This is a genomic window from Kitasatospora sp. NPDC036993 (genome assembly GCF_055607525.1).
Map to the genome: position 1 here is coordinate 173,092 of NZ_JBVJRP010000003.1, position 14,949 is coordinate 188,040.

A 14,949-nucleotide genomic window follows, 5' to 3' on the forward strand; every position below is an offset into this window, starting at 1 on the left:
CCGCGTCCGGCCACCTCGGCGTCCGGCCACCCCCACGCCCTCGACCAGCGCGCCGCGGCCGCCGAGCGCTCGGCAACGCTGCCACGATGATGCGATCAGTACACGATCGGCATCGGAGGGTGGCACATGCCCGGCACGGCGGTGGATCGTACGGCGGCAGTGATCGCGCACGCGGAGACCCGCGCGAGGACGACCCCTGCCACGGTCGGGCAGGTGGTCGGCCGGCTGCGGGAGATCGGGGCGGGGCTGCCCCCGGCCGACGGGGTGGCGGTCTTCAACCGGCTCTACCTCACCGTGACGGAGGCGGTCCGCGACCGGCTGGGCCGCCGGTACTTCGCCGACCCGCCGGCGGTGGCCGAGCTGGACGTGGTGTTCGCCGGACGGTACCTGCGGGCGGTGGCCGCGGACGCGGCCGGGCGGCGGCCACCGGTCTGCTGGCGGCCGCTGTTCGCGCTGCGCGCCCACCCGGGGGTGCACCCACTCCAGTTCGCGCTGGCCGGGATGAACGCCCACATCCAGCACGACCTGCCGCTCGCCGTCGTGGCCACCTGCCGGCGCCGGCACTGCGAGCCGGCCGACATCGAGGAGGACTACCACCGGATCAACGGGGTGCTGGCCGAGGTGGAGACGGCCGTCCGGGAACAGCTGATGCCCGGGCCCGACCTGCTGGAGCACGCCGAGCCGCTCACCCACCTGCTCGGCGCCTGGTCGGTCGGGGCCGCCCGCGAGGGTGCCTGGGGCGCCGTCGAGGCGCTGTGGGAGCTGCGGCACCTCCCGGGCGCCGCCCGGGCCTTCGCCACCGCGCTGGACGGCTCGGTCGGGCTGCTCGGCCGCGCCCTGCTGCTCCCGCTCGGCTCCCCGCTCCCGCCCGGGCCGGACGACAAGCACGGCGACCGGCTCGGCGACGGGCATGACACCAGCGGGTACGACGGACGGCGCGACGACGGACGGCGCGACCGGCCGGCCGCCCGGCTCCCCGAAGCGAGGGACCGGACGGCCGACCGGACCGACGGCGCCGCCGCGGCAGCGACAGCGGGCGATCAGGCCCAGCTGGAGTGCAGCGGCTTGCCCTCGGCGTAGCCGGCCGCGCTCTGGACGCCCACGATCGCCTTCTCGTGGAATTCCTCCAGGCTGCCCGCACCCGCGTAGGTGCAGGAGCTGCGGACACCCGCGATGATCGAGTCGACCAGGTCCTCGACGCCCGGGCGGGCCGGGTCGAGGAACATCCGGGAGTGCGAGATGCCCTCCTCGAACAGCGCCTTGCGGGCCCGGTCGTACGAGGAGTCCTGGGCGGTGCGGTTGCTGACCGCACGGGCCGAGGCCATGCCGAAGCTCTCCTTGTACTGGCGGCCGTCGGCCGCGGTCCTGAGGTCGCCCGGGGACTCGTAGGTCCCGGCGAACCAGGAGCCGATCATCACGTTGGAGGCGCCGGCGGCCAGCGCCATCGCGACGTCGCGCGGGTGGCGCACGCCGCCGTCGGCCCAGACGTGCTTGCCGAGCCGGCGCGCCTCGGCGGCGCACTCCAGGACGGCGGAGAACTGCGGCCGGCCGACGCCGGTCATCATCCGGGTGGTGCACATGGCGCCCGGGCCGACCCCGACCTTGAGGATGTCGGCACCGGCCTCGACCAGGTCGCGGACACCGACGGCGGAGACCACGTTGCCGGCCACGATCGGGACCCGCGGGTCCAGCCCGCGCACCGCGCGCAGCGCCTTGATCATGGACTCCTGGTGGCCGTGCGCGGTGTCCACCACCAGCACGTCGGCGCCGGCCTCGATCAGCGCCCCGGCCTTGCCCGCCACGTCGCCGTTGATGCCGACGGTGGCGGCGATCCGCAGCTTGCCGGCCGCGTCCACGGCCGGGGTGTACAGGGTGGCGCGCAGCGCGCCCTTGCGGGTGAGGATGCCGACCAGCCGGCCGTCGCCGTCCACCACCGGGGCGAGCTTGCGGTGCGCCTCGGTGAGCTTCTCGAAGGCGGCCCGCGGGTCGACGTCCTCGTCCAGCACCAGCAGCTCGCGGGACATGACGTCGGCCAGGCTGGTGAAGCGGTCCACGCCCTGGCAGTCGGACTCGGTGACCACGCCGACCGGCCTGCCGTCCTCGACCACCACGAGGGCGCCGTGCGCGCGCTTGGGCAGCAGCGAGAGCGCCTCGGCCACGGTGGCGCCGGGGGCGAGCGTGATCGGGGTGTCGAAGACCAGGTGGCGCTGCTTCACCCAGGAGACGACCTCGGCGATGACCTCGGTGGGGATGTCCTGCGGGATGGCGACCAGGCCGCCGCGGCGGGCGATGGTCTCGGCCATCCGGCGGCCGGCGATGGCGGTCATGTTGGCCACGACCAGCGGGATGGTGGTGCCGGTGCCGTCGTTCGAGGAGAGGTCGACGCCCTGCCGGGAGCCCACGGCGGAACGGCTGGGGACCATGAAGACGTCGTCGTACGTCAAATCGTACGAAGGCTTGAGGTCGTTCAGGAAGCGCATGAAGAAGGGCTCTCTGGCTGGGGGATACACCTCGGGTGCGGTTGCGGCGAAGCCGCCGGGGCGCACTCGGGCGCCCGGCACCCAGCGTTCGATTCTCCGTGAGGTCGGGGGGCAAAAGCCAGTTCGAGGGGCATTGCTGGGGCTGTGCACAAACGGTGATCAATGCTCCGCGCGTAGACATGGAGGATCATCCAAAGACCCCCTCCGACGTCCGGCTTTCGCCTCGGTCCGGACCGCTCCCGTAGCATTCACGCGGTAACGGGCACGGCTTCACGCGGTAACGGGCGTGGCGAACGGGAAAGCGGCAGCAGGCGTGAGCATCGGGCAGACGGACATCCAGCAGGGCCAGGGCGAGGACACCGAGGAGGAGATCGACTACGGTCCCGGCCTCGACCCCGAGCGGCTGAAGCTCTGCCTGGAGGTGATCGCCGAGCTCGACGAGCTGCACGTCGACCACCCGGACGCGATCACCGTCCGCCAGGCCGTCGGCGGCATATTCCGGACCCTCAAGCAGCGCCGCCGCCAGGAGACCCGGGCCCGCAAGACCGCCAACGACCGCGAGGTCACCGCCCGCACCGCCACCGGTGCGCCCACCCGGATCGACGACGAGACGGCCGGGGCCTTCGGCCTGACCACCGTCACCACCACCGAGATCGCCGGCGTCCTGGAGCGTCCGCGCTCCTGCTACACCTGCAAGCAGCGGTACGTCGAGGTCGACGCGTTCTACCACAACCTCTGCCAGAACTGCGCCGTCAAGAACCGCACCCACCGGGACGCCCGCGCCGACCTCACCGGCAAGCGCGCGCTGCTCACCGGCGGCCGGGCCAAGATCGGGATGTACATCGCGCTGATGCTGCTGCGCGACGGCGCCCACACCACCATCACCACCCGTTTCCCCAACGACGCGATCCGCCGCTTCACCGCGATGCCGGACAGCGCCCAGTGGATCCACCGCCTCAAGATCGTCGGCATCGACCTGCGCGACCCGGCCCAGGTGATGGCGCTGGCCGACGAGGTCGCCGCCGACGGCCCGCTGGACATCCTGATCAACAACGCCGCGCAGACCGTGCGCCGCCCGCCGGAGTCCTACCGCGAGCTGGTCAACGCCGAGTCCGCGCCGCTGCCGGCCGGCGAGCTGCCGCAGTCCACCACCATCGGCCGCTTCGGCAGCGGCAGCGTCGACCTGCCCGCCCTCCCCCACCAGTCGGCCGGCGACGAGCAGCGGATCACCGCCGAGGACGTCACCTCGCTCGCCCTGGTCACCGGCTCCGCCACGCCCGCCCGGATCGCGGCCGGCACCGCGATCGACGCCGGCGGCCTGGTGCCCGACCTCGCGGACACCAACAGCTGGGTGCAGACCGTCAGCGAGGTCGGCCCGATGGAGCTGCTGGAGGTCCAGCTCTGCAACTCCACCGCGCCGTTCATCCTGATCAGCCGGCTGCGCCCGGCGATGGCCGCCTCCACGTCCCGCCGCAAGTACGTGGTCAACGTCTCCGCGATGGAGGGCGTGTTCTCGCGCGGCTACAAGGGCGCCGGCCACCCGCACACCAACATGGCCAAGGCCGCGCTCAACATGCTCACCCGCACCAGCGCGCAGGAGATGTTCCAGTCCGACGGCATCCTGATGACCGCCGTCGACACCGGCTGGATCACCGACGAGCGCCCGCACCCGGACAAGATGCGGCTCGCCGACGAGGGCTTCCACGCCCCGCTCGACCTGGTCGACGGCGCGGCCCGGGTGTACGACCCGATCGTGCGCGGCGAGGCGGGCGAGGACCTGTACGGCGTCTTCCTCAAGGACTACGAGCGTTCGAACTGGTAACGGGCTGAAGGAGATGGCGAGTTGAGCACAGCACCGACCGCACCGCTGCTCGGCGCGGGGATCATCGTGCCCACCGGCGACGGCCGGGTCCTGGTCGGCCGCCGGATCACCGCCGGCGAGCCGCCCACCTGGAGCCTGCCCGGCGGCAAGGTCGACCTCGGCGAGTCCTTCGAGCGGACCGCGGCCCGCGAACTCGCCGAGGAGACCGGCATCGTGCTGCCCGCCGAGCTGATGCGGGTGCTCGCCGTCCACCTCGACCACGAGCTCGGCCGGCCCCGGCTGACCGCCGCCGTGCTGGCCCCGCCGAGCCTGGCCGAGGCCGTGGTCACCGAGCCGCACGCCTGCGCCGGCTGGGAGCGCTTCCCGGTGGACGCGCTGCCGGAGCCGATGTTCTACCCGTCCGCGCTGGTGCTCGGCAGCTGGCTGCCGGGGCTGGACGTGCTGCGGACGGACGGGACGCACGGCTACCCCGTCGCCCGCTGACGGCGGACGACGGGGCCGGCTCCCGACGGGCGCTCAGCCGTTGCGGGCCGCCTTCGGCCCGGTGATCCGCCTCAGCAGCGGCAGCGTCGAGACGATGATCCCGAGCGAGGCGGCCGGCCCGAAGGCCGTCCCCGCGCAGGGCGGGGCTCTCGCCGAAGACGGGGCGACGTGGTCGCGCTTGAGAGGGACCTCGGCCCCGCGCGGCACAGGTGGGGGGTGGCCCCACGACCACCCCCCGCCCCGTACCTCGGCCCGGCACCCCCACGGTCGAACCGGGCCACGGCCGCGCCCAGGCACGGGGGCGCCGCCGGTTCCCAGCCTGCCCCCGACGGGCGGTGGCTGCCGAGGGCCGAACGTCCCGGCCGCGGGGCCGAGCGGCCCTGGCGGTCCTCCGACCGCGCACGACTCTTGTGCGGGAGGGGCCGCCGGGTGGACATTGGGGGCGGAACCGCCCTGCGCCTCCGCACCCCTGAGGAGTCCTCACCGTGTCCAGCACACCCCGCCCGGCCCGGCCCGCGTCGCTCCCGCGGCGCACCGGCCGAAGGCTGCGGCGGGCCCTCGGTGCCCGGCACGAACCGCTCGCCCGCCCGGTCGACCGCGCCCGGGCCAGGGCCTGGCTGTCCGCCGTGCTCGGCGCGGTGCTCGCCGTCGCCCTCGCCGCGGGCGGCGCCCTGCTCCTCTACCGCTCCACCGCGCCCCAGGCCGCCACCGACCGGGTACGGCTGCACCGGGTGGACGCGGTGGTCCGCAGCACCCCGGACAGCGCGGCCCTCGCGACCAGCCGCTTCGCCGGCGGCTACAGCACCCGGATCGACGTCGACGCCGCCTGGACCACCCCCGACGGCACCCAGCACCTGGGCACCGTCCAGGCCCCGCGTTCCACCGTCACCGGCAGTCACATCCTCATCTGGGTCGACCCGGACGGTGACGTCTCCGCTCCCCCGGCCGACCGGGCCGCCCTCGCCGTCTCCGCCGCCTGCACCGGCGCCGGCGCCCTCTTCACCGCGCTCGCCCTGCTCGCCCTCGCTCTGCGTCTGCGCCTGCACGCTCTCGACCGCCGCGCCCAGGCCGCCTGGACGGCCGACTGGGCCCGCCTCGAACCCCTCTGGAGCGGCCGCGCCGGCCACCGCCACGAGGACTGAGCCAGGACCTGTCGTCAGACTCCCGGCGACGCTCCCCAGCCTCAGCCGGGGCCCCTGTCTCCGCCTTGCGATGCACCTGCCCCAACGCCCGACACCGCGCCGGCCGCCGCCGCCGCGAGGACTGAGCGGGCCCGGGACACCGGAATCCTGCGGGCACCACGACGGAACCGCGGTGGGGCGCCGCCTCCCGGCCCCGTCAGCGCGGCCGGGTCCAGGCCGGGGCGGGGACGGCGGATCCGGCGGCGCGGTGGGTGAGGGCGGCGACGGCGAGGAGCAGCGCGAGGGTCAGGGCGAGGGCGACGGGGACGTCGGCGTGAAGGACGAGGAGGGCGCCGACGAGGGCTCCGGCGAACATCCAGACCGCGGAGGCGAGGCGACGGGGGCCGGTGCGGTCGGCGGCGAGGGCGGTGATGGTCATGGTGAGCACGGTGGTGGTGAGATCGGGCACCTTCAGCGCCCGGACCACCGCGTTCTGACCGCCCATCGCGAAGCCGAGCAGCCCGATCAGGGTGTAACGGGCCGGGTCGGAGACGTGGCCGGCCACGGCCGCCAGCACGGTGGCCGCCGCGACCAGGGCCGACTGGACGGCGACCGCGGCGGTCAGCAGGTGCCCGCGGTGGCCGGGCAGTCGGCGGGCCAGGTGGCCGCCCGCTAGGGCGCCGAGCAGGAAGGCGGCGAGGGCGGCCAGCGAGGCGGTGGCGGAGAGGTTGGCCGCGCCGGCCAGGGCGAAGCCGAGGAACACCACGTTGCCGGTCATGTTGGCGACGAAGACGTGGCCGAGTTCGAGGTAGCTGACCGCGTCCACCACTCCGGTGACCACGGTCAGCACCAGCAGCATCGGCACCAGCGGCCCGTGCTCGGGATCGGGGGTGGACATCGGCCCTCCAGGCGGCTCGCGGAACGGTTCGGGCGGGGTCTCGGGCGGGGTCTCGGGCGACGGCATCCCGCCGCTCCGCGCCGTCAGGCGAGCGCCGGGCTGCCGCCGTCGTCCTCCGATTCGTCCTCCAGGTGCCAGTGCAGGTCGCGCACGCCCGGCTCCAACGACAGCCTGGTGACGACCTGTTCGAGCGCCGGGGCGACCTGCCCGGTGATCGCGACGGTGGCCCGCAGGCTGGTGGCGTCGCCCTGGTCGGTGCGGCGGGCGCGCAGACCGGTCGGGGCGAGCCCGGAGGCGGCGAGGGCCTGGAGCAGCAGGGCCCGGATGTGGCTCTCGGCCTTGCGGTCGCACTCCAGGTGGACGGTGGCGCGGCTGGTGGAGTCCGGGTCGCTGCCGGACTGCGGGGCCCGGTCGAGCAGCCGGCCGGCCGGGCGCAGCACCAGGTGGACGACGAGCACGGCGAGCGTGCCGAGGACGGCGAACTCCAGCTTGCCGGAGGCGGCCAGCACCCCGACCGCGGCCGAACACCACAGCGTGGCCGCGGTGTTGAGGCCGCGCACCCCGGCGCCGTCGCGCAGGATGACGCCACCGCCGAGGAATCCGATGCCGGAGACGACGTACGAGGCGACCCGGGTGGGGCTGGCCGCGTCGCCGACGGCCTCGCTGTACAGCACGAACAGGGTGGCGCCCGCCGCGACCAGGGCGTTGGTGCGCAGGCCGGCCATCCGGGCCCGCCACTGGCGCTCGACGCCGATCAGCGCGCCGCAGGCCACGCCGGTGGCGAGCCGGACCAGGAAGTCGACGGTGGTCAGGGTGTGCACGACGGCACCTCCTTCACGGGAGGAGGGGTACGGACGGTGACGCGCGGCCGGTGGTCCCACCCGGCCCGGACGACCTCGATGATGGCCACCGCCGTCGCGACCGGCGGGGAGGCGCGCAGGGCGCCGGCCGGCCCGTGCGGCCGCGCGACGACATGACGTGACGCCAGGCGGCCTGGCGGTGCGGGGCCGAGGGTCCGCCCCCGCTCCGCTCCGCGACCCGGCGTGCGCGCGGGGCGCCCACCCGGTTCCGCGAGCCGTCCCGAGCATAGACCGCCCCCGAACGGCCCGGACCGGGTTGGCTCCCTTTCCTCGACAGCTTTGTAGAAGTTTGACCGAACCGGCCACTCCCCCGCCCACCGGCCACTCCCCCGCCCACCGGGAACCATCCCGGCTTGCGTCACGTCCTCCGGCATATATAGTTCACCGACATATGCAGTTGAGCAGCTCACGAGGGGGAAGTGTGTCCCACGCCGATCCGACCCGGCCCGCGCCCGTCCTGCGCCTGGCCAACGTCACCCGGGTGCACGGACGGGGCGCCGCCGAGGTGCACGCCCTGCGCGGCATCGACCTGGCCGTCCACCCGGGCGAGTTCGTCGCCGTCATGGGCCCGTCCGGCTCCGGGAAGTCCACCCTGCTGACCCTGGCCGGCGGACTGGACCAGCCCAGCGACGGCGAGGTCCTGGTGGAGGGCGTCGCACTCGGCGGCCTCGGCCGCGGCAAGCTCGCCGACCTGCGGCGGCGCTCGATCGGGTACGTCTTCCAGGACTACAACCTGATCCCGGCGCTCACCGCCGCCGAGAACATCGCCCTGCCCCGCGAACTCGACGGCGTCCCGGGCCGCCGGGCCCGCCGGGAGGCGGTGGCCGCGCTGGAGGAGCTGGGCATCGGCGAACTCGCCGACCGCTTCCCCGACGACATGTCCGGCGGCCAGCAGCAGCGCGTCGCGATCGCCCGCGCGCTGATCGGCGAGCGCCGGCTGGTGCTCGCCGACGAGCCGACCGGCGCCCTCGACTCGGCCACCGGCGAGGCCGTGCTCGCCGTGCTGCGCGCCCGCTGCGACGCGGGGGCCGCCGCGATGATGGTCACCCACGAGGCGGCGCACGCCAGTTGGGCGGACCGGGTGGTCCACCTGCGGGACGGCGCGGTCGCCTCGGAGAGCCGTGGCCGGCGTTCCTCCGCCTACCCGGCGGGTGCGCAGCTGTCCGGCGTGGCCGGCGAGGTGGCGCAGTGAGGCTCGGAGCCTGGCGGGTCACCCTGCGGATCGCCCGCCGCGACGCACTGCGGGCCAAGGGCCGCAGCGCGCTGATCGCCGCCATGATCGCGCTGCCCGTCCTCGGCGTCACCGGCGCCGACGTGGTCCACCGCAGCGGACAGCTCACCCCGGCCGAACGGGTGGAGCGGGTGGTGGGCGGCGCGGACGCCCTGGTCACCTCGCTCGATCCGGGCCAGCTCGTCGAGCAGGCCCCGATCGCCCAGGACGGCGCCTTCTCCGTCCAGGCCCGCCCGGGCGAGCAGCCGACGGCCGAGCAGCAGAAGGGCGCGAGCACCGACCCGGCCACCCTGATCGGTTCGCTGCTGCCGCCCGGCAGCGTGCTCACCCCCGCCAGGCCCGGCCCGGAGGCCGGCGCGACCTCGCCCGAGGGCCTGGTCCGCACCCTCACCACCGAGGCCGACCTCGGCGACCCGATCTGGCGCGGCCGGCTCGACCTGGTCGAGGGCCGCGCCCCGAGCGCCCCGCACGAAGTGGCCGTCACCCGGGCCTTCCTGGACCGCTCCGGGCTCAGGCCCGGCACCACCACCACCCTCCAGGGCCTGGAACGCACCACCTACACCATCACCGGTGTGGTGGAGCACCCGAGCGAACTCGGCCGGGTCGAACTCGTCGCCAGGCCGGGCGAGTTGCTCGACCCGCTGGCCGCCGCCCTGGCCGCCGGCGGGCCCGCCGCGGAGAAGGGCCCGGCCGGACGGTCCGCCTGGCTGGTCCGGCTGCCGGCCGGGGCCACCCTCGACTGGGCCGCGGTCCAGCGGTTCAACGCCCACGGCTACACCCTCACCGCACGCTCGGTTGCGCTCGCCCCGCCGCCGGAGCAGGCCGTCCCCTACTACCGCGACTCGTACCGATACAGCGACCCGACGGCCGCCAACAACACCAAGATGGTCGTCGCCACCGTCACCGGCATGGCACTGCTGGAGATCGCCCTGCTCGCCGGGCCGGCCTTCGCGGTCGGCGCCCGCCGCTCGCGCCGTCAGCTCGCCCTGCTCGGCGCGGCCGGCGGCAGCCGCACCCACGTCGGTGCGGTGGTGCTCGGCGGCGGCGTGGTCCTCGGCCTGACCGGGGCGTTGGCCGGCGTGGTGCTCGGCACCGCGGTGGTCGTCGCGCTGCGGCCGAGGATCGAGCAGTTCGGCGGCGTGCGCTTCGGGCACCTCGCGATGCCCCCGCTGGAGCTGGCCGCGATCGCCGGGATCGGCGTGTTCACCGCGCTGCTCGCGGCCGCGCTGCCCGCCGTGCAGGCCGCCCGCCGCAGCGTCACCGCCGGGCTCACCGGCCGGGACACCGTCCGCGGGCCCAGCCGCTGGGTCACCGTGGGCGGGGCGGTCCTGGTCGCCGTCGGCGGCGTGCTCGCGATGTACGGAGCGGGCGCGATGCAGCATGACCGGCCCGTCGCCGGCGGCTACGACACCCGGACGCTCACCGTGCTCGGCGGCTCGGTGGTCGCCGAGTTCGGCCTGCTGCTCTGCACCCCGATGCTGATCGCCCTGATCGGCCGGGCCGCCGGCCGGCTGCCGCTCGGGCCCAGGCTCGCGCTGCGCGACTCCGCCCGGCACCGCTCGCGCACCGCTCCCGCGGTGGCCGCGGTGATGGCCGCGGTGGCCGGCGCGGTCGCCATCGGCGTGTACACCACCAGCACCGACGCCGAGAACCGGCGCGACTACCGGCCGCAGGCGCCGTACGGAGCCGTCCAGCTCACCAGCCACGCCGACGGGCCCCGGCTCGCCGAGGAGCGCGCCGAGCTGGAGAAGCAGCTGACCGGGCTCGGCCCGCGCGGCGACCTCGGGCAGGTGATCTACCGCTTCTGCGACAACTGCTCCAGCACCGTCCAGCTCAAGGGCCCGGTGGAGCGGCGCGGCCTCGGCGCCCCGCCGCACCTGGCCTCGGGCGACGCGACCGTGCTGCGCAACCTGTTCGCCATCCACGACCCGGCCGTCGAACAGGCGCTGGCCGCCGGGAAGCTGCTGGTCTTCGACCGGGCCCTGGTGGGGGCCGACGGGAAGGCCGTGATGGTCCTGCGCGGCGGCGGCGGCGCCCCGCTGCAGCCGGGCGAGGTGCCCAAGCCTGACGTCCAGGAGGTCCCGGTCGACGCGGTGCTGGTGGACAACCCGACCGCCGCGGACTTCGCCCAGGGCCTGGTGCTGCCCGCCGCCCTGCCCCGGCTCGGGCTCTCCTCCCAGTCGACCGGCTCGGTCTGGCTGCCCGCCACCCCGCCCGACCGCAAGGCGCAGCAGCGCGCCGCGGCCGCCGCCGTCCAGCTGGACCGCTTCGCCATGCTCGACGTGGAGCGCGGGTACCAGCCGAAGAGCGACGCGCTCACCCTGGCGCTCACCGGCTTCGCCGCGCTGGTGGTGCTCGGCGCGGCCGGGATCGCCACCGGCCTGGCGGCCGCCGACTCCCGGCAGGACCAGGCCACCCTGGCCGCGGTCGGCGCTCCGCCGCGGATCCGGCGGACCATGGCGGGCCTCCAGTGCACGCTGATCGCCCTGCTGGGCGCGCTGCTCGGGGCGGTCAACGGGTTCGTGCCGGCGGTGGGGCTGCTGAAGTCCCGGTCGAGCGGGTTCGGGGCCAAGCCGGCGCTGATCACCGCGCCCTGGGGCGAGCTGCTGCTGATCGTGCTGCTGCTGCCGGTGGTCGCGGGGCTGCTCGCGGCGCTGTTCACCCGGTCCCGCATCCCGCTCGGGCGACGGCTGTCCTGACCGGCGGCGGCCGCCCGCGCCCGGGGCGCCACACGGGCACTCGGAAGGACACCCGTACGAGTGCCCGGTGCCGGCCCCGGACACGGCTTGGACACTCGCCGCCCACCGGATGACACCGCTTGGGCACCACCCGGGCACCATCCGGAACACGCCGGGCGCCCGCCCCCTTCACCCGGGGGCGGGTGCCCGGCGCTCGCCGTACCATGGGCCGCGGTCCGGCGACGAAGGGCGCCGGTGGTCGGTTCGGCGAGGGAGACCAGGGCGGTGCTACGGGGATTCGGCGATCTGGAAGCCGAGATCATGGACCGGTTCTGGGCCTGGGGCCGGCCCGCCACCGTCCGCCAGGTCGTGGACGACCTCCGGCGCGAGCGGGCCGTCGCGTACACCACCGTCACCACGGTCGCCGACATCCTGCACACCAAGGGCTGGCTGCGCCGGGACAAGGTCGGCCGCGCCTGGATGTACGAACCGACCTGCACCCGCGAGGAGTACACCGCACGGCTGATGCACCAGGCACTGGAGACCAGCCAGGACCGGGCGGGCGCGCTGCTCCACTTCGTCGACCGGATCAGCGGGGACGAGGCCTCGGCCCTGCTCGCCGCCCTCGCCCAGCCGAGGTCCACGGAAGCGCGGTGACCCTCACGCCGCTCCCCCGGACACCCCGGCGGGCCCGTCGGCGAACGGTGCCGACGGGCCGACCCTGGAGGGTCCGTGAGATTTGCCGGTACCTTGACCCACGCGGTTGAACCCACGTGGTCGACCCAGGCGGACCCGCGCGACCGGCGTGGCCCCGCTACCGGTGCCGCAGGTACGCCCCCGCCGTCTCGCGCAGGCGGTCGTGCAGCCCGTCGTAGGCGCGGGCCCGGCCGAGCAGGTTCTTCGGCAGCTTGGCGACCATCGTGTAGTTGGTGTCGCAGACGTTCGCCGCCGGGGCCAGCCCGGCCTGGCTGACCAGCTGGTAGGCGTCGAGCTGGTCCAGGCCGAGCAGTTCGCCGGTCCAGCCGACCAGGTCGTGCTGGCTGATCCGGAACGCGTCCTCCAGCGGGCGGGCCGAGCCGGTGCTGATCAGGAAGTCGTCGTTCTCCAGCCGGGGCCAGGCCGGGCCGCCGCCCTTGACCAGGTCGACGATCACGGTGGTGCGCATCGCCGCCTCCACCGCCGTGCCGCACACCTCGCCCTCGCCCTGGCGGGCGTGGCCGTCACCGATGGCGATCAGGCCGCCCTCGACGTTGACCCCGAAGTAGGCGGTGGTGCCCGCCCGCATCTCGGGGGTGTCCAGGTTGCCGCCGTGGGCGCCCGGGGTGATCGAGGCCAGCACCTCGCCGGCCGCCGGGGCGACGCCGACCGTGCCGTGCATCGGGTCGAGCGGCAGGTCCACCGTGAACTCGCTGTTGCGGGCCCGGAACCGGCAGGTGCCGGCCTTGACGTCCAGGTCGTAGAGCCAGACCCGCTCCTCCAGCGGCGCGTGCAGCATCGCGGTGCTGTGGGTCGCGGTCAGCGCGCCGAAGTGCGGGAAGGTGCTGGAGATCCCGTAGTCCCTGGCCGGGGTGATCTCCACGAAGTGCACGGCGACGACGTCCCCCGGCTCGGCGCCCGCCACCGCGATCGGGCCGGTGACCGGGTTGAGGTACGGGAAGACGCACACCTGGCTGGGCAGGTCGCCGGTGCCGCGCACCTTGCCGCCGAAGCAGTCCTCGGTGGTCAGCTCGATGACGGTGCCGGGCTGGACGGTGACCAGCGGGGCGCGGCCGCCGAACGTGTAGGAGTAGTCCTCCGGAGTCGGGGACAGCGTGACGGTCTCGGGCAGGCTCACTTCTTCTCCTGAGCGGTGGTGGTGGCGTTCGTGGCGGCGGCGGTGCCGGTGCCGGTTCCGGTGCCGACGGCGGTGCCGGTGCCGGATTCGGCCCCGATCGCGGACTCGGCCTCGACGACCGCCAGTCGGGGCTTGCGGCCGGTCACCATCAGCCCGGTGAGCACGATCCCGCCGACGAGCAGCCAGACGAAGCCGAGCCGCTGGGCCGCGATGTCGGCGTTGACGACCACGTACCCGAGGATCGCGAAGCCGAGCACCGGGGCGATCAGGTGCCGCCAGTAGTCCTTGCTCCGCTGACGGATCAGGTAGTGGACGACCACCGCGACGTGGAGCACCAGGAAGGTGGTCAGCGCGCCGAAGTTGACCAGGGTGCTGAGCAGCGCGATGCCGTCCTCGCGGGAGGCCATGTAGAGGCCGAGCACCAGCGAGACCCCGGCGACCAGCAGGGTCGCGTTGACCGGCACCCGGCGGGTGGGGTGGATCCGGGCCAGGAAGGAGGGCAGCTGGCGGTCGCGGGCCATCGCGTACAGCAGCCGGGAGGTGGCCGCCTGGGCGACCAGCGAGTTGGCGAACCCCCAGGCCACGGCGGTGGAGGCGGCGGTCAGCGTGGCGAGCCAGGCGCCACCGGCCGTACGGGCCGTGTCGTAGAAGGCGACGCCGTCCGGATCGCCGTCCCTGAGCAGCGCGTCGGGGTCGGCGACCAGCAGCGAGGCGACCCAGGTCTGCACGATGAACAGTGTGCCCGCCAGCAGCAGCGCGGCGACCATGGACCGGCCGATGGCCTTGGTGGAGTCCCGGTTCTCCTCCGAGAGGGTGGAGATGCCGTCGAAACCCAGGAAGCTGAGCACCGCGATCGAGACCGCGCCGAAGGCCAGGCTCCACGAGAAGGTGTCCGGGTTGTACAGCGGCGTGAAGTCGAAGCCGCGGCCCTTGCCGTTGATCAGGGCGACGATGCCGATCGCCACGAACAGGGCCAGCACCACCAGTTCGCCGATCAGCATCGCCTTGTTGACCTTGTTGGTGGTCTCGATGCCGAGGTAGTTGACCACGGTGTTGAGCAGCACGAAGCCGATCAGCCAGAGCCAGACCGGGATGGACGGCACCAGCGAGTGCATCGCGACGCCGGCGATCAGGTAGAGCAGTCCGGGCACCAGCACGTAGTCGAGCAGGATCATCCAGCCGGACAGGAAGCCCACCGGGGGCGCGATGCCGCGGCCCGCGTAGGTGTAGACCGAGCCGGCCATCGGGAAGGCCCTGGACATCTGGGCGTAGGACAGGGCGGTGAACATCATCGCCACCATGCCGAGGACGTAGGCCAGGGCGACCATGCCCCCGGAGCCCTGGAAGACGCCGCCGAAGATGCCGAACGGTGCGATCGGCACCATGAACACCAGCCCGTAGACGAGCAGGTCGGTGAAGCTGAGCGAACGGCGCAGTTCCTGCTGGTAGCCGTAGCTCTCGATGCCCTTGGGCGCGGGTGTGTCGGCCATGGTGCTCTCTCTCCGTGACGACCCTCAGGGGTGTGTGGGGAGACTGTAGAGG

At 74.6% G+C, this 14,949-nt stretch carries 12 protein-coding genes; 7 read left to right on the forward strand and 5 right to left on the reverse strand.

The genetic code is table 11. The features are described from left to right. Positions 1–126: 126 nt before the first annotated feature. Positions 127–1,080 (forward strand): DUF5995 family protein, encoded by a 954-nt coding sequence (locus ACZ7C5_RS06930; RefSeq protein ID WP_470322168.1) that lies wholly within the window; start codon positions 127–129, stop codon positions 1,078–1,080. Here ACZ7C5_RS06930 and ACZ7C5_RS06935 read toward each other — a convergent pair. Next, positions 1,041–2,480 carry a GuaB1 family IMP dehydrogenase-related protein gene (locus tag ACZ7C5_RS06935; protein ID WP_401092016.1) on the reverse strand — a complete coding sequence of 480 codons (1,440 nt, stop codon included), beginning with the start codon at positions 2,478–2,480 and terminating at the stop codon, positions 1,041–1,043. The genes ACZ7C5_RS06930 and ACZ7C5_RS06935 overlap by 40 nt on opposite strands. A 319-nt stretch (positions 2,481–2,799) precedes the next feature. Here ACZ7C5_RS06935 and ACZ7C5_RS06940 point away from each other — a divergent pair, with 319 nt between their 5' ends. From ACZ7C5_RS06940 to ACZ7C5_RS06950, 3 genes are all read left to right on the forward strand, one after another. Beyond that, a complete protein-coding gene (locus tag ACZ7C5_RS06940) occupies positions 2,800–4,302 on the forward strand; it encodes an SDR family NAD(P)-dependent oxidoreductase (protein ID WP_401092064.1) in 1,503 nt (500 codons plus the stop codon). Positions 4,303–4,323: 21 nt separating this feature from the next. Next, positions 4,324–4,785, forward strand: coding sequence for a nucleotide triphosphate diphosphatase NUDT15 (locus ACZ7C5_RS06945; RefSeq protein WP_401092017.1), 462 nt, complete (start codon positions 4,324–4,326; stop codon positions 4,783–4,785). A gap of 485 nt (positions 4,786–5,270) precedes the next feature. Continuing rightward, on the forward strand, positions 5,271–5,927 hold the full coding sequence (locus ACZ7C5_RS06950; RefSeq protein ID WP_401092018.1) for an Rv1733c family protein: 657 nt from the start codon (positions 5,271–5,273) through the stop codon (positions 5,925–5,927). Between the two features lie 196 nt (positions 5,928–6,123). Here the strand turns inward: ACZ7C5_RS06950 and ACZ7C5_RS06955 are convergent, their stop codons facing one another. Both ACZ7C5_RS06955 and ACZ7C5_RS06960 read right to left on the reverse strand, forming a co-directional pair. Continuing rightward, positions 6,124–6,804, reverse strand: a complete 681-nt coding sequence (locus tag ACZ7C5_RS06955; protein ID WP_401092065.1) for a YoaK family protein — start codon at positions 6,802–6,804, stop codon at positions 6,124–6,126. A gap of 83 nt (positions 6,805–6,887) precedes the next feature. After that, complete coding sequence (locus ACZ7C5_RS06960) at positions 6,888–7,625, reverse strand: MgtC/SapB family protein (RefSeq protein WP_401092019.1); 738 nt, start codon at positions 7,623–7,625, stop codon at positions 6,888–6,890. 430 nt (positions 7,626–8,055) lie between these two features. Between ACZ7C5_RS06960 and ACZ7C5_RS06965 the strand changes: the two genes are divergently transcribed. From ACZ7C5_RS06965 to ACZ7C5_RS06975, 3 genes are all read left to right on the forward strand, one after another. Next, positions 8,056–8,856 (forward strand): ABC transporter ATP-binding protein, encoded by an 801-nt coding sequence (locus tag ACZ7C5_RS06965; RefSeq protein WP_401092020.1) that lies wholly within the window; start codon positions 8,056–8,058, stop codon positions 8,854–8,856. Then, a complete protein-coding gene (locus ACZ7C5_RS06970; RefSeq protein WP_470322169.1) occupies positions 8,853–11,594 on the forward strand; it encodes an FtsX-like permease family protein in 2,742 nt (913 codons plus the stop codon). Before ACZ7C5_RS06965 ends, ACZ7C5_RS06970 begins: the two co-directional genes overlap by 4 nt. A gap of 264 nt (positions 11,595–11,858) precedes the next feature. After that, on the forward strand, positions 11,859–12,230 hold the full coding sequence (locus ACZ7C5_RS06975) for a BlaI/MecI/CopY family transcriptional regulator (RefSeq protein ID WP_401092022.1): 372 nt from the start codon (positions 11,859–11,861) through the stop codon (positions 12,228–12,230). Positions 12,231–12,387: 157 nt separating this feature from the next. Here the strand turns inward: ACZ7C5_RS06975 and ACZ7C5_RS06980 are convergent, their stop codons facing one another. Together ACZ7C5_RS06980 and ACZ7C5_RS06985 are read right to left on the reverse strand one after the other, a co-directional pair. Next, positions 12,388–13,407, reverse strand: coding sequence for an acetamidase/formamidase family protein (locus tag ACZ7C5_RS06980; RefSeq protein ID WP_401092023.1), 1,020 nt, complete (start codon positions 13,405–13,407; stop codon positions 12,388–12,390). Beyond that, on the reverse strand, positions 13,404–14,897 hold the full coding sequence (locus ACZ7C5_RS06985) for an APC family permease (RefSeq protein ID WP_470322170.1): 1,494 nt from the start codon (positions 14,895–14,897) through the stop codon (positions 13,404–13,406). Before ACZ7C5_RS06985 ends, ACZ7C5_RS06980 begins: the two co-directional genes overlap by 4 nt. Positions 14,898–14,949: the final 52 nt, after the last annotated feature.

Bases quoted from the DNA above. Each gene is read 5' to 3' on its own strand.
- ACZ7C5_RS06965 (WP_401092020.1), top strand. From the start codon at position 8,056: ATGCAGTTGAGCAGCTCACGAGGGGGAAGTGTGTCCCACGCCGATCCG.
- ACZ7C5_RS06930 (WP_470322168.1), top strand. From the start codon at position 127: ATGCCCGGCACGGCGGTGGATCGTACGGCGGCAGTGATCGCGCACGCG.
- ACZ7C5_RS06935 (WP_401092016.1), bottom strand. From the start codon at position 2,480: ATGCGCTTCCTGAACGACCTCAAGCCTTCGTACGATTTGACGTACGAC.
- ACZ7C5_RS06955 (WP_401092065.1), bottom strand. From the start codon at position 6,804: ATGTCCACCCCCGATCCCGAGCACGGGCCGCTGGTGCCGATGCTGCTG.
- ACZ7C5_RS06985 (WP_470322170.1), bottom strand. From the start codon at position 14,897: ATGGCCGACACACCCGCGCCCAAGGGCATCGAGAGCTACGGCTACCAG.